Annotated in this window: 17 protein-coding genes; 3 read left to right on the top strand and 14 right to left on the bottom strand. The window is 63.8% G+C overall.

Annotated elements, in window-relative coordinates; genetic code table 11:
* Positions 1-2: 2 nt before the first annotated feature.
* The 14 genes from PV760_RS18040 to lysS form a co-directional block, all read right to left on the bottom strand.
* The gene (locus tag PV760_RS18040; RefSeq protein ID WP_018780111.1) at positions 3-263 is read right to left on the bottom strand and encodes a DUF4235 domain-containing protein; all 261 of its coding nucleotides are present in this window, start codon (positions 261-263) and stop codon (positions 3-5) included.
* Between the two features lie 91 nt (positions 264-354).
* Positions 355-531, bottom strand: coding sequence for a CsbD family protein (locus PV760_RS18035; protein WP_018780110.1), 177 nt, complete (start codon positions 529-531; stop codon positions 355-357).
* An 89-nt stretch (positions 532-620) separates the two neighbouring features.
* Positions 621-1,319, bottom strand: a complete 699-nt coding sequence (gene dhaM / locus PV760_RS18030; RefSeq protein ID WP_354628376.1) for a dihydroxyacetone kinase phosphoryl donor subunit DhaM — start codon at positions 1,317-1,319, stop codon at positions 621-623.
* The gene (gene dhaL / locus PV760_RS18025) at positions 1,316-1,978 is read right to left on the bottom strand and encodes a dihydroxyacetone kinase subunit DhaL (protein ID WP_039239179.1); all 663 of its coding nucleotides are present in this window, start codon (positions 1,976-1,978) and stop codon (positions 1,316-1,318) included. The genes dhaM and dhaL overlap by 4 nt, the downstream gene beginning before the upstream one ends.
* Positions 1,979-1,980: 2 nt before the next feature.
* Entirely contained in the window at positions 1,981-2,982 is a 1,002-nt protein-coding gene (gene dhaK, locus PV760_RS18020; RefSeq protein WP_018780107.1) for a dihydroxyacetone kinase subunit DhaK, read from the bottom strand.
* Positions 2,983-3,129: 147 nt separating this feature from the next.
* On the bottom strand, positions 3,130-3,318 hold the full coding sequence (locus PV760_RS18015; RefSeq protein WP_018780106.1) for a hypothetical protein: 189 nt from the start codon (positions 3,316-3,318) through the stop codon (positions 3,130-3,132).
* Between the two features lie 14 nt (positions 3,319-3,332).
* Positions 3,333-4,778 (bottom strand): FAD-binding oxidoreductase, encoded by a 1,446-nt coding sequence (locus PV760_RS18010; protein ID WP_018780105.1) that lies wholly within the window; start codon positions 4,776-4,778, stop codon positions 3,333-3,335.
* A 191-nt stretch (positions 4,779-4,969) separates the two neighbouring features.
* Positions 4,970-5,479 carry an amino-acid N-acetyltransferase gene (locus tag PV760_RS18005; RefSeq protein WP_055973749.1) on the bottom strand — a complete coding sequence of 170 codons (510 nt, stop codon included), beginning with the start codon at positions 5,477-5,479 and terminating at the stop codon, positions 4,970-4,972.
* A 273-nt stretch (positions 5,480-5,752) separates the two neighbouring features.
* Positions 5,753-7,855, bottom strand: coding sequence for a S9 family peptidase (locus tag PV760_RS18000; protein WP_354628402.1), 2,103 nt, complete (start codon positions 7,853-7,855; stop codon positions 5,753-5,755).
* Positions 7,856-7,939: 84 nt separating this feature from the next.
* Entirely contained in the window at positions 7,940-9,178 is a 1,239-nt protein-coding gene (locus PV760_RS17995; protein WP_354628375.1) for a glycosyltransferase, read from the bottom strand.
* A gap of 80 nt (positions 9,179-9,258) precedes the next feature.
* Positions 9,259-11,751, bottom strand: coding sequence for an ATP-dependent Clp protease ATP-binding subunit (locus tag PV760_RS17990; protein ID WP_018780101.1), 2,493 nt, complete (start codon positions 11,749-11,751; stop codon positions 9,259-9,261).
* Between the two features lie 358 nt (positions 11,752-12,109).
* On the bottom strand, positions 12,110-12,433 hold the full coding sequence (locus tag PV760_RS17985) for a histone-like nucleoid-structuring protein Lsr2 (protein WP_018780100.1): 324 nt from the start codon (positions 12,431-12,433) through the stop codon (positions 12,110-12,112).
* A gap of 129 nt (positions 12,434-12,562) precedes the next feature.
* Positions 12,563-12,736, bottom strand: coding sequence for a hypothetical protein (locus PV760_RS17980; protein ID WP_018780099.1), 174 nt, complete (start codon positions 12,734-12,736; stop codon positions 12,563-12,565).
* Positions 12,737-12,738: 2 nt separating this feature from the next.
* Complete coding sequence (gene lysS, locus PV760_RS17975) at positions 12,739-14,268, bottom strand: lysine--tRNA ligase (protein ID WP_039239172.1); 1,530 nt, start codon at positions 14,266-14,268, stop codon at positions 12,739-12,741.
* A 76-nt stretch (positions 14,269-14,344) separates the two neighbouring features.
* Here lysS and PV760_RS17970 point away from each other — a divergent pair, with 76 nt between their 5' ends.
* The 3 genes from PV760_RS17970 to PV760_RS17960 all read left to right on the top strand — a co-directional run bounded on the left by PV760_RS17970 (position 14,345) and on the right by PV760_RS17960 (position 17,003).
* A complete protein-coding gene (locus PV760_RS17970; protein ID WP_018780097.1) occupies positions 14,345-15,241 on the top strand; it encodes an alpha/beta fold hydrolase in 897 nt (298 codons plus the stop codon).
* Positions 15,242-15,250: 9 nt separating this feature from the next.
* On the top strand, positions 15,251-16,105 hold the full coding sequence (locus tag PV760_RS17965) for an alpha/beta fold hydrolase (protein WP_018780096.1): 855 nt from the start codon (positions 15,251-15,253) through the stop codon (positions 16,103-16,105).
* A gap of 64 nt (positions 16,106-16,169) precedes the next feature.
* Entirely contained in the window at positions 16,170-17,003 is an 834-nt protein-coding gene (locus tag PV760_RS17960) for an alpha/beta fold hydrolase (protein WP_018780095.1), read from the top strand.
* Positions 17,004-17,126 lie beyond the last annotated feature (123 nt).

Genomic DNA, 17,126 nt, shown 5'->3' with positions numbered 1-17,126 from the left:
GGTTAAACCTCGTCAGCTGTCTTTTTCATGCGGGCCAGGGCACTCTTCGTGCCCCGTTGGGTGAGGACGTGGACAACTGCGCCAACGCCGGCGGACACAATGGCGAACACCAGGACACCAGGCAAAGAGTCATTGAGGTCCGTGCCGTCCTTGGGGGCGGGCTTGCCCGTTTTCTTCTCCCAGAGGCCTTCCAGCGTCTTGTTGGCGAGCGCGCCGGCGCCCAGGCTCACGGCGAGTCCAAACAGCTTTACCAGTATGTTCACGAAGATCCTCCATCAAGTCAGCTCACTGCCGGAGCAGTATCTCGCACAACAAGACGGGGCCGCTGCAACAGCAGCGGCCCCGTCCACATTCCTAGTCCTTCTTGAAGGCGTCTTTCACCTTTTCGCCGGCACCCTTGAGGTCTGCCTTGACCTGGTCGCCTTTGCCTTCAGCTTCGAGGCCCTTGTCGTCAGTCAGCTTGCCGGCAGCTTCCTTGGCCTTGCCGCCGAGCTTCTCGCCGGCATTTTCCATCTTGTCGTCTGCACCCATGTCGCACCTCTTTCGTCGTAGGAACCTTGTACCTCTACAACATCACTAATCAGCATACTTAGCAATATTTGGCGGAAAATCCGCGCAAACTAAAGCTCACCGAAGCCCTCTTTCACCAGGCGGCCCACGTACTCGACGGCCTTCGAAGCATCCTTCCCCCGGGCTTCTACGTGGAGGCTGGAGCCCTGCCCCGCGGCGAGCGCCATGAGCGCCATGATGGACATGCCGTCAGCGCCGTTCACCGTCACCTCCGCGTCCAGCCCGGACAGTCCGCCTGCAATCTTTGCCGCCGGACGCGCGTGCATTCCCAGGGGGTTGATGAGTTCGAAGTCGCCGGTTGCATCCGGGTCGCCCAGGCCGCTGGCTTCGGCCGGCCCGTCGCGCCGGTCCGGCTCAGCCCCGTCGCCAAAGCTGACCGCCTCGGCGGCCTTGCGCACATCGTCGACGCCGGCACCTCCTTGCGCAGCGACTGCAGCCGCCACGAGCCCTTCCACCAGCGGCGCATCCGCCAGCTGGACGGCGTCCGGATTGCTGGCGAACTCCATTGCCGACTCAGCCGTCATTACCGCCGAGCCGAGGTCCGTCAGCACCACCACACCGTCACCACCGGAATCCACCAGGGACTGTTCGACGGCGGCCAGCACCTTCTCCAGGCTGGTCCCGATCCGGTCGTCGTCAGTGCCCCCGGCGGCGACGAGCTCGACGTCGGGCGCCATCTGGGCGGCGAGTTCAACGGCCCCTTCAGCGATCTTGCTGCTGTGCGAAACAACCACGATCCCAACCGTCATCCGTCGCCTGCTCCCGCGCCGTCGACTGGACCGGCCGCCGCTTCAGCGGCTGCCCGCAGCAGCAGCGCGGTTGACGCCGCGCCGGGATCACGATGACCGGCACTGCGGTCGCCCAGGTAGCTTGCCCGGCCTTTACGCGCCACCAGAGGGTCCGTTGCCTTGGCCCCGGCCTCCGCTGCGTCCGCGGCAGCTTCCAGCACAGCCAATGCTTCCAGGCCGCTGGCCGCAGCCTTACTTGCTGCCTCCACGGCAGGAGTCCAGGCATCGATCATTGTCTTGTCGCCAACTTCTGCCTTGCCGCGTGCCACGATGCCATCCCGCGCAGCGATGAGGGCCGCTGCGAGCGCGTCGGGATCGACGTCGGTGGCCTCACCCAGCGAGGTGGCCGCACGCAGGTACGCGGTGCCATAGAGCGGGCCGGCAGCACCGCCCACCTTGGACATGAGAGCCATGGCCGCAGCCTTCAACGCAGCTCCGGCGGTTTCTGGCGGGCTTTCATCGAGCTTCTGCAGCACGGCCTGGAAGCCGCGGTCCATGTTTTCGCCGTGGTCGGAGTCGCCAATGGGCCGGTCCAGCTCAATCAGCTCCACCCTGTGCTCCGCCATCGCTTTCGCGGACAGCCTCAACCATTCCTGCGCCCATTTGACGTCAAGGCCCATGCTCAGGCTCCCCATCGCAGGGCGGCGGTATGAACAGGGGCGTCCCAGAGCCTGGTCATTTCATCGTCAAGGCGCAGCACCGAGACGGAACAGCCCTGCATTTCCAGGGACGTCACATAGTTGCCCACCAAGGAGCGCTCCACGGTGGCACCACGCTCGGCGAGGACGTGCGCCGCCCGCCGGTAGACGATGTACAACTCACTCAGCGGCGTCCCGCCCATGCCGTTGACGAACAACAACACCTTGTCGCCGGAGGCCAGGGAAAGGTCCTCCAACACAGGTTCAAGCAAGCGGTCCGTGATGGCGTCGGCGCTTTCCATGGCGATCCTGTGCCGGCCGGGCTCCCCGTGGATGCCGATGCCGATCTCGATCTCGTCATCGGCCAGTTCGAAGCTCGGCGTTCCCGCGTGGGGCACCGTGCAACCGGACAGGGCGACGCCCATGGTACGGACGTTGGCAACTACCCTCTCGGCGATGGCCGTCACGGCGTCGAGGTCGTCTCCGCGTTGCGCGGAAGCTCCCGCGATCTTCTCCACCAGGACGGTTCCGCCAACACCGCGGCGCCCGGCCGTGTACAGCGAGTCCTCCACGGCAACGTCGTCGTTGACCAGCACCGACCGGACGCGCACACCTTCGGCCTGGGCCATTTCGGCTGCGGTTTCAAAGTTCAGGACGTCGCCGGTGTAGTTCTTCACGATGTGTACGACGCCGGCACCCGAGTCGACGGCGACAGTCGCCGGAATGATCTGGTCCGGTGTTGGTGAGGTGAAGACAGCGCCGGGGACAGCGGCGTCGAGCATGCCGAGTCCGACGAAGCCTGCGTGGAGGGGCTCGTGGCCGCTGCCACCGCCGGAGACGAGGGCAACTTTGCCCGCAACCGGTGCACCTTTCCGGACGACGAACTTGGGGTCGGGGTGGACGTCCACGATGTCGGCATGCGCCATGCCGAACCCGTCAACGGACTCGTCCACCACGGCGCGTGGATCATTGATGAGCTTTTTCATTGGATGCTCCTGGCGTGCTGTGGCTGGTGCTCTGACCCTACTACCGGCAACCGGGGCCCCGGTAGGCCTTACCGGGTGGGAAACAGTACTTAAATAGCGGCAGGAACAGCCCTGATAGCTGTCCCTGCCGCTGTCGATGACGAGCCCCTAGTCCTTGGTGGGCGGAGCCGTCACTCCGTCCGCCTCCGGCCTGGGATTGAACTCGGGCCAGAACGCCGAGTAGAGGTCCGGGTCCGAATTCCTGTCGCCGGTCCAGTGGACTTCATGCGGCCACGGCCCGTGGGGGAGGTCGATCTGGAAGGCGGAGAAATCCGGGAACGTGACCCTATGGTCCATTGTCCGCATCCCCTTCAGCTGTTCAGAACGGCGTCGCCGCCGGTGGCAACGTCTTCCAGCAGGACGGTCTGGTCGATGACCGGCAGCCCTACGACGTGCCCAAAGCTGAACATGTTGTGCGGATCCAATTCGGCCTTGGCCTTGCGGAGGCGCTCACGGACGCTTGGTCCCCACGGACGCTCCCGGTCCTCGGCGTCCACGAAGTGTCCGTGCAGGTTGACGAACGTCCCGCCGCTGGAGGCGTCGCGCAGGTCCTCGCGAACGGCGTCGAACACGCCCGGAAGCAGCTCCGCCAAAGGCGGGACAGCCATGCCCGCCATGAAGAAACTGAACGCGGCGTCGCGGGCTCCCACCATGTCTTCCCCGTCAGCGCAGACAGCCAAAGCCCCACCCAGGAGCCGGATTTCGGCCATCAGCACGGGGCTTGGGACGTCGGGACCGAAGTGCCGCAGGATGGCATCCTTGGCGCCCTGGTCCAGGCGGTCCAGCAGGAAGCCCCGTTCCCGCACGGGCACTGGCTGCTCCGGATCCTGATGGACCATGTCCATTTGGGTGGATTCCAGGGGGCCCGTTCCGTCCATCATGAACGGAGCGCTCTTGCGCATTGGCTCCAGGAGCTGCGTGGCCACAGCGGCATCGCCTTGGTAGGCGTAGCGAAGGTGCACGACGAACTTGCCGCGCAGGGGCTCGGGGACGATGTCCATATCCGGCAGCCGCAGGAACGCCAACGACGCCGATGCTTCCGGTGGCAGCTCCGGTACCCATTCGCTGAACTGCTGCAAGACGGCGGCTGCATGGGCGCCGTCGTAGTAGAGGCCGCCGGCAAAGAGGTCCGAACTTGGGAACAAATGGAATTCCATGGCAGTGACGATGCCGAGATTCCCCTTGCCTCCGCGCAAGAGGTAGAAGAGTTCGGAGTTCTCGTCCTTGGTCACCCTGCGCTGGGTGCCATCGGCGGTGACGAGCTCAAAGGCAATGACGTGGTCCGAGGCGAAACCGTACTTGCGGCCGAGGATCGGCAAGCCGCCGCCCAGCGTGTAACCCACCACGCCGACGTCGGTGGTGGAACCGCAGAGTCCCATCAATCCGAAGGTCGCGGCGTGGTCCACCACCGCCCTCCAGCGGACGCCCGCACCCACGCGGGCCGTCTTCTCGATGGGATCGATACTGAGTTCCAGCATGCGGCGGGTGCTGATCAGCAGCCCGCCTTCAATGGCATTGGTTGCGCCGTGCCCGGTGGACTGTACGGAAACGGGCATCCTGCGTTCTGCAGCCCAACGGACCGCCGCCGCAACGTCCTCTGCGTCGAGGGCGCCGAAGGCAAGATCCGGTTGGTGCTGGGTGGACAAATTAAAGGCCGCTACCTCTGCGGCGAAGCCGGGATCGGCAGGCGTGAACACTGGACCGCGCACGCTGAGTTGGAGTTCTGAAACATCTGAAAAGGACGCGTGGGACTGCATGATCTTCTCTCAAATTGACCGAGTGGTGGAAGCTTCCCCAGCAAGCCTTGACCAGTTTATCCATCAACTGGATATATGAGAAGAGTTAATAAATCACCCATAATCGGGCAGGGTTGATTGCACGCTAAGTTGCGTGGACTTTTTTTGTGGATCTTTTCGCCTGGATTTTTTCGGGAAGTGCCGCGTACGTCCTAAAGCTGCTTGATCATGCGGGTGTTACCCAGGGTATTGGGCTTGACCCGGGCGAGGTCCAGGAATTCTGCCACACCTTCGTCATGCGAGCGCAGCAGCTCGGAGTAGACCTGCGGGTCAACGGCCGACTGGTCCGCCATGACTTCGAATCCATGGCGCTTGAAGAATTCCACTTCAAAGGTCAGGCAGAACACCCGGCTGACACCCAGCGCCTTCGCCTCTTCCAGCAGGTTCTCCACCAGCACATGACCCACGCCGCGGCCACGCCAGGAGTCAGCTGCGGCCAGAGTGCGGATCTCTGCCAGATCCTCCCACATCACGTGCAGGGCTCCGCAGCCGATGACCTCGCCGGCATCGGACTCGGCAATCCGGAATTCCTGGAGACTCTCGTAGTAAGCCACAGTCTCCTTGGCCATCAGGATCCGCTCCTCGGCCAAGGGTGCCACCAACCTCTTGATGGCTGCCACATCGCTGGTGCGGGCAGGGCGAAGGCTGAAGGACGAATTCACTCCCCCATCCTAACGAGGTGCGCGGAAGTGGGGGCTTCGTGACCACAAACGTGGGCGCCGCGGTCCTGTGCCGAGACTTATTGGCCTAAGAGTTGGTACGACAGCAATCCTCTTACGCACGGAATCGGCTTCCAGTTCGCAAAGTTCATCCAACGCCAGGCCACGACCGCAAGCGCATCTGGCAGCACGGCGGAATACTGGAGATTCCCGACGCCTATGCCCCCGGCATCCGGCGGTTGTGCGGAAGCTGATCCGCCAAGCTGCCGGCCTGCATCAGACTCCCAGCTCCTCCGGCGGCGCAACGTCCTCACCCAGCACCTGCTTGGCCAGGAAGTGTTCCACCACGCCGTACCAGACCTTCGCGTGCTGCGGCTGCAGCACCCAGTGGTTTTCGTCCGGGAAGTACAGGAAGCGGTGCGGGCTCTGGCCATTCTCATCAGCGGGCAGCTGGGAGGAGGACAGGAGCTCGTACCAAAGACGCAGGCCTTCACCGATCGGCACCCGGTAATCCTTGTCTCCATGGATCACCAGCATGGGCGTTTTGATGTTGCCCACGTTCAGGTGCGGGGAATTGGCCATGGCCATCTCCACGGTCATTTCCTTCAGCCAGTACTGGGCCGCATCGGTGGTGGGACCGAACTGGTCCAGCGCCCACAGGCTGGCGTGGGTGACGATCGCCTTGAACCGATCCGTCTGGCCGGCCACCCAGTTGGCCATGTAGCCGCCGAACGAGCCACCCATGGCCGCAGTCCTTGTTTCGTCAATGTCCTGCCTGGCCACCACTGCGTCAGTGATGGCCATCAGGTCCGTGAAGGGCTTCTTTCCCCATTCACCCCAGCCGCGCTGGATGAATTCCTGCCCGTAGCCCGTGGACAGGGCGGGATCCGGCAGCAGGACGGCGTAGCCCTTGGCAACCAACAGCCACGGGTTCCAGCGCCAGGTCCAGGCATTCCACGAGCCCAGGGGGCCACCATGGATCCACAGGAGCAGCGGTGCGGGGCTGTCTGCGGAGGCCTTGTCCGGGAGCGCCAGATAAGCGGGCACGCGTGAGCCGTCTTCCGCCGTCGTCTCCACACGCTCCAGCCTGCCCTTGTAGGCGGGACGTTCCGCCGGCGCCGGCAGCCGGACCACCTCTCCGGTGGCGAGGTCGATCCGCACGGCCTCGGGCGGGAACCCGTACGAGCTGCGCAACGCATACGCTGTGGTTCCGTCGGGTGACACCACGACGTCGGTGTACGCCGCACCGTCCTTCGTCACCTGGGTAACGCCACCGTCGGCGACGTTGATCCTGAAAATCGGCGACGCGCCGTCGTCGTCCGCTTTGGCAAGGATGGCAGAGCCGTCCGGCAGCCAGGCGAGCGCAGTTGCCCATCGGTCCCACTGGTGGGCGAGGGGCTCCAGATCAGTGGTTTCTCCGCCCGCAACGTTCAGCAGGTGAAGCTTTACCTGGGGCGCCTGCGTGGGCGTCGTGTCGCTTTCGCTCTCCACCACCAGCGTGCGGTTGTCCGGGCCGACCGGCCCAGGGAAGTAGCTCATGCCCTCATGGTCCAGCAGCACCTTGATGGCGCCCGTGGCGACGTCGACGGCGGCGAGCACCTCGCGGCTGTCTGCTTTCGCAAGCGCTTTGGTCATGCTTGTGTAGATGGTCTTGCCGTCGGGACTCACCACGGTTTTGGCCTCGCGCAGCGAACCGCCGACGCCGGGCGTCAAGTTGCGAAGCGTGAGCGGCGCGCTGGCATCCACGGTGGAAGGTTTGCCGGGCTCCTTCGCCTCGCCCGGCTCCACAGCGAAGAGCCGCGGCTCTGCGGGACCGAGGTCGGCATCCCAGTAGCGTACGGGGTAGCCCGTGTGCAGAATGGCGGAAACTTTTTTATCCTTGCGGGCCTTGCGGCGTTCTTCGTCGTTGTCCTCGTCCGTGGAACCGGCCAGGACCTCGGCATTGACGAAGGTCGCGTCTGCGTCCTTCGCGGCCATGACGGAACTGATCCCGCCGGCCCGGGAGTGCACCACGCGGGCTTCTCCTCCGTCCGCGGGGAGCAGCCATAGTGCGTTGACGGGGTCGGCGTCCGGGCTTTCCGGATCCGGGCGCGCCGAGGTGAAGTACAGGTCGCCATTGGCGGCGAAGACGGCGCCGGCCTCACCTTTGGCGCTTCGGGTGATGCGGCGTGCGTGGTTCCGGCCGCTGGGGTCGAGCTCCCAGAGGGCCGTAGCGAATTCTGTCGCCTTGCCGTTCAGCGTCGTCACGGTGGTGACAAGGCGCTTGCCGTCCGGGCTTAGGGTGAGGCCGGCAACCCGTGGAATGGAGAGGTAGTGGTCCAGATCGTGGAACGGTGTTTCGGGCTGTTCGCCCGAGGCATGAGTGTCAGCAGAGTCCATGCTCTGATTCAACACGAAATGTGCTCCTGATCACACATGTTTTCACTCAGAGTGAAACAGTACTTTCAGATATTCCCCAAGGTCTCAGAGGCGCCGCAAAGCCTCGACTACTGCGACGGTTCCATCTTCGGTAGCTATGCGCGCCGCGAGTTCCTCCGCCCGCTGTGCATACGACGGGGTGTTCACGGCTAGATTGATGGCCTCTCCGAGCCGTTCTGCAGTGAGCTTCTTGTACGGGATTGGCCCGGGTCCGGCACCGAGGGCGGCCACCCGGGAAGCCCAGAGAGGCTGGTCCGTGTAAACGGGCACGCCCACGGTCGGCATACCGGCACGCAAGCCGGCGGCGGTGGTTCCCGCCCCTGCGTGATGAACCACGGCAGCCATGCGCGGGAACAACCACTCATGCGGAACACTTCCGATGCCGATCGCGTCCGGACCCAGGGAATCCTCCACGCCCTGCACCACAGCCCTCACCCCGGCGCGGCGCGTGGCTTCGAGGATGAACTCCGGGTCAATGTGCGCACTGCTGCCAAAGCCCACGAAAACAGGCGGCGGACCGTCGGCCAGGAAATCCACCAGGCCAGCAGGCGGTTGCCAATCCTGTTTGACGGCGGGCCACCAGTATCCGGCCATCACCAAGCCGGGATGCCAATCGGCGGGCCTCGGGAGAACGGTCGGGCTGACGCCGTGCAGGACAGTGGCCGACGCCTTCCTCCGCCTCCGCTCTCCGGCCGCACGGCTTTCCTTTTTCAGCCCCAGCGCCTTTCGAAGGCGGGCGCTGGGGGCGTCATAGGGCGCCGGGCCAGCGGATGCGCGCTCACCAATGATCCTGTTCCCCAGCGAACCAAGACTGCGTGCCGAGTTCATCAGCACAGGCGGATAGGCGGCGCTTGGTTCGGTCGGCTGCAGGTGTGCCCCGAGGGCGGGAATGCCGAATGCCTCCGCAACGTCATACGCGTAGGGCGCCACCGAATTGGCCAGAATCACGTCGGCCCCAGCCTCGGCCGCCGCGAGAGTGCCGGTGGCGGCATCGTCCATGTACTCCCGGAGGTTTCTCCAGAAATCGAGCACGCTTGCACCCTGGGCCTTTGCACCCGGGGTATTTGCACCCGGGGCCTTTGCACCCGGGGCCGGGTGGCTGATCAAAGCCGCCAGGTCACCGGGCAGGAGCCTGAATTCGCACCCCGAATCCACCACCAAAGGCGCATAGGCAGGGTTGGCCGCAATCGCAACCTCGAAGCCCAGGCCCTGCAAGCGGTTACCTAGCCCGGCCATGGGGGCAACGTCACCCCGCGTGCCCGGAGCCACCATCAAAACGCGCATGAATTCCTTTCTCGGATTGCACAAAGCCCCGCCTGCTCCTTGCGGAGCGGGCGGGGCTTTGTGCTGTGAGGCTATGTGCCTTACGCGGTGGGAGCGATCTCCGGGATGCGCGGCTTGGCGTTCCCTTCGAACGTGAACTTGGCGTCGTCACCTTCGCCATCCACATCCACCACGACGATGTCGCCGGAGTGGATCTCACCGAACAGGATCTTCTCGGACAGCTGGTCCTCGATCTCGCGCTGGATGGTCCGGCGCAGCGGTCGGGCACCCATGGCGGGATCGTAACCACGCGTGGCCAAAAGTACCTTGGCTGCGGGCGTGAGCTCGATGCCCATGTCCTTGTCCTTGAGGCGGCGCTCCAGGCGGGTGACGAACAGGTCCACGATCTCGATGATCTCGTCCTGGGTCAGCTGCGGGAACACCACGACGTCGTCAACGCGGTTGAGGAACTCGGGGCGGAAGTGCTGCTTGAGCTCTTCCGTGACCCGGGCACGCATCCGGTTGTAGCCCGTCTGGGTGTCCGTGCCGGACTGGAAGCCCGTGGCCACGCTCTTGGAGATGTCGCGGGTACCAAGGTTGGTGGTCATGATGATCACGGTGTTCTTGAAGTCCACCACGCGGCCCTGGGAGTCGGTCAAGCGGCCGTCTTCCAGAATCTGCAGCAGGGAGTTGAAGAGGTCCGCGTGGGCCTTCTCTACTTCATCGAACAGGACCACGGAGAACGGACGCCTGCGGACCTTCTCGGTGAGCTGGCCGCCTTCTTCGTAGCCGACGTAGCCCGGAGGAGCACCGAAGAGACGCGAAACCGTGTGCTTCTCGGAGTACTCGGACATGTCCAGCGTGATGAGGGCGTCCTCTTCACCGAACAGGAACTCGGCAAGAGCCTTGGCGAGTTCGGTCTTTCCGACGCCGGTCGGGCCGGCGAAGATGAACGAGCCACCGGGACGCTTGGGGTCCTTCAGGCCTGCACGGGTGCGGCGGATGGCCTGCGACAGAGCCTTGATGGCCTCATCCTGGCCGACGACGCGCTTGTGCAGTTCGTCTTCCATCTTGAGCAGTCGAGAGGACTCTTCCTCGGTGAGCTTGAAGACAGGGATGCCGGTGGAGTTCGCAAGAACTTCGGCAATCAGGTCTTCGTCAACCTCGGAAATGTCGTCCATGCCGCCGGACTTCCAGTTGCGTTCCTTCTCCGCGCGCTCGGCAATGAGCTTCTGCTCCTTGTCGCGCAGTGAGGCAGCACCCTCAAAGTCCTGGGCGTCGATGGCGGATTCCTTCTCCATCTTCACTTCGGCAATGCGCTCGTCCATGGCCTTGAGCTCCGGCGGAGCCGTCATCCGACGGATGCGCAGGCGTGCACCGGCTTCATCGATGAGGTCGATCGCCTTGTCCGGCAGGAAGCGGTCCGAAATGTAGCGTTCGGCCAGCTGCGCGGCTGAGGCGAGGGCGCCGTCGGTGATCGTGACGCGGTGGTGTGCCTCGTAACGGTCGCGAAGGCCCTTGAGGATCTCGATCGCGTGCGCGACGGAGGGTTCCTTGACCTGGATCGGCTGGAAGCGGCGCTCAAGAGCGGCGTCCTTCTCGATGTGCTTACGGTACTCGTCCAGGGTGGTGGCACCAATGGTCTGGAGTTCGCCACGGGCAAGCATCGGCTTCAGGATGGACGCAGCATCAATGGCGCCTTCGGCAGCACCTGCACCAACGAGGGTGTGGATCTCGTCGATGAACAGGATGATGTCGCCGCGGGTGCGGATTTCCTTGAGGACCTTCTTCAGGCGCTCTTCGAAGTCACCGCGGTAGCGGGAGCCGGCAACCAGTGAGCCAAGGTCCAGCGTGTAGAGCTGCTTGTCCTTGATGGTCTCCGGGACATCGCCGCGGACGATCGCCTGGGCGAGGCCTTCGACGACGGCGGTCTTGCCGACGCCCGGCTCACCGATCAGCACGGGGTTGTTCTTGGTGCGGCGGGAGAGGACCTGCATGACGCGTTCCATCTCCTGCTCGCGGCCGATCACAGGATCGAGCTTGTTTTCGCGGGCAGCCTGCGTCAGGTTGCGGCCGAACTGGTCCAGCACCACTGAGCCGGCGGGGGTACCTTCGGGCTGGCCCTGGCCGGAGCCGCTGCCTGCGGTCTCCTTGCCCTGGTAGCCGGAGAGCAGCTGGATGACCTGCTGGCGGACCCGGTTGAGGTCTGCACCAAGCTTGACCAGCACCTGCGCGGCAACGCCTTCGCCTTCGCGAATGAGGCCGAGCAGGATGTGCTCAGTACCGATGTAGTTGTGGCCGAGCTGCAGTGCCTCGCGGAGCGAAAGCTCAAGCACCTTCTTGGCGCGCGGCGTGAAGGGGATGTGACCGGACGGGGCCTGCTGGCCCTGGCCGATGATCTCCTGCACCTGCTCGCGAACGCCATCGAGCGAAATGCTCAGGGACTCGAGCGCCTTGGCTGCAACGCCTTCACCCTCGTGGATCAGACCCAAGAGGATGTGCTCGGTACCGATGTAATTGTGGTTGAGCATCCGTGCCTCTTCTTGGGCAAGGACGACCACGCGACGGGCACGGTCCGTAAATCTCTCAAACATTTCGCCACACTCCTAGCTACGACGTACTTTGATGCTACGTGCCCGGGCAACACTTTTGGAGCGTGTTCGCCACAGGGGAAACATGACGTCGTTGCGGAATAAATCCAGTTGGCAGCCTTGACCGGAAGCGCCGGCGGTGACACCCTGCCGCCCTGCCCGCAGGAGGAACCCGGGCTGTGGGTTTTCGGACCCGGGCCCCCTGGAATCGCGGTGAATCAAAAATGGGCTCTAAGGAGCCTTTCCACCCGGGCAGGGGATTCACAGAATATTCCCAGCCATGGGCTCGCCGGAGCCTAAACAAACCCCGCTTAAACAACGAATGCCCCGGCAGCATCTGCCGGGGCATTGAAGTGATGAATCAGGAATTGGCCTTTTGGTAAGCTTCCTGAATTTCTGCCTGAATACGACCACGGCTGTTGACCGTGTAACCGTTGTCACGGGCCCATTGCCGGATCTGCGCGGAATCCTGGTTACGGGCTGCAGTAGCGCGGCCCCGCGTTGCACGACCGGAAGTCTTCCGGGCCTTGGCTACGTATGGTTCCAGGGCCTTCCGGAGGGAAGCTGCGTTAGCGGTGGACAGGTCCATCTCGTAGCTCACGCCGTCCAGGCCAAAGCGGACAGTTTCGTCCGCGGCCCCTTCATCCAGGTCATCGACGAGGATGATTTTTACTTTCTGTGCCATGAGTTGCCTCTCATTCGGAGGGTTGGATAATCAGAAATTCCCCGGGTTTCTTTCTTGATTATCTGTCACGGCAAGCATGCACGTCAAAGCACAATTGGATTCCTCCGTTAGCGGAAGCCAATTGCGGGCTTATTTAGCCGCTGGACCTTCCGGAGCCGGACCCTGATTTCTCAAATTGGCCTCCTCCTGGGCGCGGGCTTCCGCTTGGCGCTCGGATTTGTCCGCATTGAAGATCGACTTCATGGCGAACCAGAAAATCAAACCGACCACCACTGACGGCGCCAGGACTGCGATGTACTCCATGATCAGTGCCCTTCAGGTTTCAACAAGGGGAAAAGAATGGTTTCGCGGATTCCGGCACCGGTGAACAACATGACCAGGCGGTCGATGCCAAGTCCGATTCCACCCATGGGCGGCGCGCCATATTCGAGTGCGCGGAGGAAGTCCTCGTCCAGCTGCATGGCTTCTTCATCACCGGCGGCAGACCTGCGGGATTGCTCCGTAAGGCGTTCGCGCTGGATAACAGGGTCAATCAACTCGGAGAATGCAGTACCGCGCTCCATTCCGCCAATAATGAGGTCCCAGGCCTCAATCAGGCGGCCATCCTCGCGGTGCGGGCGGGCCAGGGGCTGGGCCGACGGCGGGTAGTCATAGACAAAAGTCGGGTTAAGGAGCGTGGGCTCGACGATTTCGCCGAAGAGTTCCACCACGATCTTCTCGGCATCCCATTTCGGGTCCACCTTGACGTCGTGCTTGGCGGCAATCGCCAACAACTCCTCCACGGTGGTATCCGGCGTAATTTCCACGCCCACTGCTTCGGAAATACCGGGGTATACCGCAAGCCAGGCCCACTCGCCGTCGAGGTTTATTTCCCCGGCTTCGGTCTGGATGGTGCGGGTACCCACAACATCTGCCACATTCAGGATGATTTCCTTCATGCGATCGGCCATGACGAACTGGTCAGCCCATGCCTCGTAGCATTCAAGCGTGGTGAATTCCGGACTGTGGGTGGAGTCCACGCCCTCGTTGCGGAAGACCCTGCCCATGTCGTAAACACGATCAATTCCGCCCACCACTGCGCGCTTAAGGAAAAGCTCCGTGGCAATGCGGAGGGTCATTTTCTGGTCGAATGCATTCATGTGCGTTTCGAACGGACGGGCCGTGGCGCCGCCGTGGACCAGCTGCAGGATGGGGGTTTCCACCTCCACGTATCCGTGGCGGTCAAGAGTGTCGCGGACCGAACGGGTGATGGCGGCACGCTTGTAAACCATCTCGCGGGCTTCGTCACGGACCATGAGGTCCACGTAGCGCTGGCGGACGCGGGTTTCTTCGTTCAACTCTGCGTGCAGCACGGGAAGCGGGCGCAGGGCCTTGGAAGCCATGGACCAGGAATCGGCCATCACGGACAGCTCGCCGCGGCGGGAGGAGATGACCTCTCCCTTGATGAATACGTGGTCGCCGAGGTCGACCAGGGCCTTCCAATCGGCCAGTGCTTCTTCGCCTACGTTCGCGAGGCTCAGCATGGCCTGCACGCGCACGCCCTTGCCGTCCACGCCGCCTTCCTGGAGGGTGGCGAAGCAGAGCTTGCCGGTGTTGCGCACAAAGACCACGCGGCCGGTGATGCCTACGACGTCTCCGGTGGTCTCGTCGGCCTGGAGGTGCCCGTATTTCTCGCGGATTTCGCCGAGGGAATGGGTCCGTTCGACACCCACCGGATAAGCCTCTGTGCCCCGCTCGATCAGCTTGGCGCGCTTCTCCATGCGGATGCGCATTTGCTCGCTGGCGTCGACGGGCTCTGCGGAGGTGTTCAGGGCTGGGGTGTTTGCGGAAGTCACAGTCCTTAAGTTTACCGGTGATTGCGGACCTTCATTTCCGGACTTCGCCCGACGGTGAAAAGCATAGACTCGGACGGTGGAGACATGGACAGTTGAAACGAACGACGGCGGCGGGCACCTTGAGGTGCACAGCTTCAGGCCCGCGTCGGCTGCCACAATCCCCGGTTCCAAAGCGCCCGCGGAAACGGCCGGCGTCGTGCTTGTCCACGGCACCCTGGTGACCGATGCCCTGTACTGGCCGTTCGCGCGTACCCTCAGCGTGATGCTGGGCCGCCCGGTCCACAGCTACAACCGCCGCGGCCGTGGCCATTCGGCCCCGCAGCCCCCGGGCTATTCCGTCGACACTGAGATCGCGGACCTCCAGGCAGTCATGGAAAAGAGCGGATCCACCGACGTCGTAGCGCACAGCTACGGTGGGTTCGTGGCGCTCCAGGCCGCGCGGCGGACCACCATCAACCGGCTGGTCACCTACGACGCCGCGGTGTCGTTGTCCGGCAACCTGAGCAGCCGGTGGCGGCCGGAGCTGGAGGAAGCAGTCACCGCGGGCCAATTGGACCAGGCCTGGGCACACCTTGTACAGGGGTTGGGAACGGCCGGCCCGATTTCCTATCTTCCGATGCGGGCCCTGCGGACTTTGAGTGTGCTGTCCGCCCAAACCAGGCTGGGACTGGAGATGCGTTCCCTGCTGCCCACCGCCGTCGTGGAAATGCGGGCGGTCCTTGACGCTGACGCGCACATTGGGGACTTCACAAAAATCTCCACTCCAACCCTCATGCTCAGCGGCGGCTGGAGTCCGTCATACTTCGCCGAAACCGCCCGGGCGCTGGCCGGCGCGGTGCCCGCGATCGCGTTCGCGCAGGTACCGCTGCAATTCCACGAAGGCCCGCTGCGCCCGGGACGGCGGCTTGCCGCACGGGTGGCCCGGTTCCTCTCGGGGAACCACCTCCCCGTAGGACAGGCAGAAGCCACCTAAGATGTTCCGGTGAAGGAACGCGGGATCAGGACACACGACGGCGGCAGGCTCGCCTTGTACAGCTACGGCGCCGAAGAGGCGCCCGGGGAGCGCAGGGTGGTGCTGATCGGGGGCGCGTTTCTGACGGCCCTCATCTACCGGCCGTTCTCCATCGCTTTGGCCAAGGGCCTGGGTGACGGCTGGGCCGTGGACGTCTACGACCGTCGTGGCCGGGGAAAGTCCACAGGGCAGCCGCACAACTACTCCATGGCGACGGAAGTAGAGGATGTCCGCACCGTTATGGACGCCACCGGTGCACGGAACATCCTTGGCCACAGCCTGGGCGGATCCGTCGCGCTGAATGCCGCACAGGACTTCGCCGGGACCGGCCACGAACCCGGCAAACTCGCTGTCTACGATGCCGCCGTCAACATCGATGGAAGCATGGACCTGGATTGGCTGCCCGGCTTCGCGGACGCTGTGGACAAGGGCGACATCAACCGCGCGATGGCACGGATGCGGCGTGGAATGGAGCCCGGAACAGCCTTGGCCCGAGTACCCGAGCCCATCCTGGCAGGACTCATGGCAGTGGTTTCACGTACCAAGGTGAACAAGGTCTTCCGGGAACTCCTGCCCTCCGGTGTCGGCGAGCTGAAGGCCGCCTTCGAGGACGCTGACACGCCCCGGGACTTCGCTGTGCTGCCGTCGAACACCCATTTCATGGTGGGCAAGAAAAGCCCGCAGTTCTACAAAGTCGCCGCAGCCAGGTTGAACAGGGCCGTCCCAGGGAGCACGTTGGAAGTCTCCCCCAAAGGCTTCCATGGCTCAGTCCCCGCGGCAGTGAATGAACTGGTTTCGGATATCTCGGAGTACTTCAAGAGCTGATTCGGTATCCACATACGGGGTTGCCATGCGGCCGGCTGTCGGGTGGCTCGGCTAGGCTCAAGACATGACGCGCGACATCATCATGACCCACGACGGCGGACACCTCGAACTCCTCACCACAGGTGGTGACCTGGCAGCGGCAGGCTCCGGCGTAGTCGTCGTTCCTGCCTCCATGGTGACCGCCTCCGATTACACGCGTTTCGCCCAGAAGCTCAGTGAGGCGCTCGGCCGGCCGGTCCACACGTTCAATCGGCGTGGCAGGGGCGACTCATCGCCCCAAGCCGAGGACTACACGTTGGAAGCCGATATCCGGGACCTTCAAACGGTTATGGAGCACACGTCCAGCACCGACGTGTTCGGCCATAGCTTCGGCGGTGCGGTGGCGCTGCATGCAGCACGCACGCTCCCGGTGGAGCGGCTGGCCGTCTATGATCCCGCCGTGTCGGTCAACCACAGCGTCAAAGCCGACTGGACGCCCGATTATGAACGCGCGACGGCGGCGGGAGACTACGACCGCGCCCTCGCCGTCCTCATCAAGGGAGTTGAGACAGGCGGCGCTTTCGCGCGGATGCCGCTCTCGATGCTGACGCTGGCCAACAAGCTGGCCGCCGGCACCCCTGTCGGCAAGCAGATGCGGGAGCTCATGACCTGTGGCGTCCGCGAAATCAAGGCCGTCATTGCGGCCGACATGCCCGCCGAGCCGTTCCTGGCACTGCCGCTGGAGACCTTGATCGTGGTGGGTGAAAAGAGCCCCGCCTACTTCGGTGTTGCCTGCGGACAGATCCACGATGTCCTGTCCGGGTCCAGCTACACCATCCTTCCCGGCTTCGGGCACGACGGCCCCAACAAAGCCCCGGACAAGCTGATCTCGGAATTGTCCGAGTTCTTCTCCGGCTAGTTTCAGCGGGCGATCCGGCTGCAGCCCCGTTTGGGCCTGGCTGGTGTGTTAAATGGAAGAGCCCCAACCGTGGTTGGGGCTCTTCGTTAATGGTTGTCCGGCGGTGTCCTACTCTCCCACACC

It is taken from the genome of Paenarthrobacter sp. CC6 (genome assembly GCF_040560085.1).
Classification (GTDB): Bacteria; Actinomycetota; Actinomycetes; order Actinomycetales; family Micrococcaceae; genus Arthrobacter; species Arthrobacter nicotinovorans.
This window is presented reverse-complemented; position numbering and strand designations above follow the sequence as displayed.

Excerpts from the sequence above, each read along its gene's own strand:
- dhaM (WP_354628376.1), bottom strand. The coding sequence starts at position 1,319 with ATGACGGTTGGGATCGTGGTTGTTTCGCACAGCAGCAAGATCGCTGAA.
- dhaK (WP_018780107.1), bottom strand. The coding sequence starts at position 2,982 with ATGAAAAAGCTCATCAATGATCCACGCGCCGTGGTGGACGAGTCCGTT.
- PV760_RS18010 (WP_018780105.1), bottom strand. The coding sequence starts at position 4,778 with ATGCAGTCCCACGCGTCCTTTTCAGATGTTTCAGAACTCCAACTCAGC.
- PV760_RS18015 (WP_018780106.1), bottom strand. The coding sequence starts at position 3,318 with ATGGACCATAGGGTCACGTTCCCGGATTTCTCCGCCTTCCAGATCGAC.
- PV760_RS17990 (WP_018780101.1), bottom strand. The coding sequence starts at position 11,751 with ATGTTTGAGAGATTTACGGACCGTGCCCGTCGCGTGGTCGTCCTTGCC.
- PV760_RS18035 (WP_018780110.1), bottom strand. The coding sequence starts at position 531 with ATGGGTGCAGACGACAAGATGGAAAATGCCGGCGAGAAGCTCGGCGGC.
- dhaL (WP_039239179.1), bottom strand. The coding sequence starts at position 1,978 with ATGGGCCTTGACGTCAAATGGGCGCAGGAATGGTTGAGGCTGTCCGCG.
- PV760_RS17960 (WP_018780095.1), top strand. The coding sequence starts at position 16,170 with ATGACGCGCGACATCATCATGACCCACGACGGCGGACACCTCGAACTC.
- PV760_RS17980 (WP_018780099.1), bottom strand. The coding sequence starts at position 12,736 with ATGGAGTACATCGCAGTCCTGGCGCCGTCAGTGGTGGTCGGTTTGATT.
- PV760_RS17985 (WP_018780100.1), bottom strand. The coding sequence starts at position 12,433 with ATGGCACAGAAAGTAAAAATCATCCTCGTCGATGACCTGGATGAAGGG.
- PV760_RS18000 (WP_354628402.1), bottom strand. The coding sequence starts at position 7,855 with ATGGACTCTGCTGACACTCATGCCTCGGGCGAACAGCCCGAAACACCG.
- PV760_RS17995 (WP_354628375.1), bottom strand. The coding sequence starts at position 9,178 with ATGCGCGTTTTGATGGTGGCTCCGGGCACGCGGGGTGACGTTGCCCCC.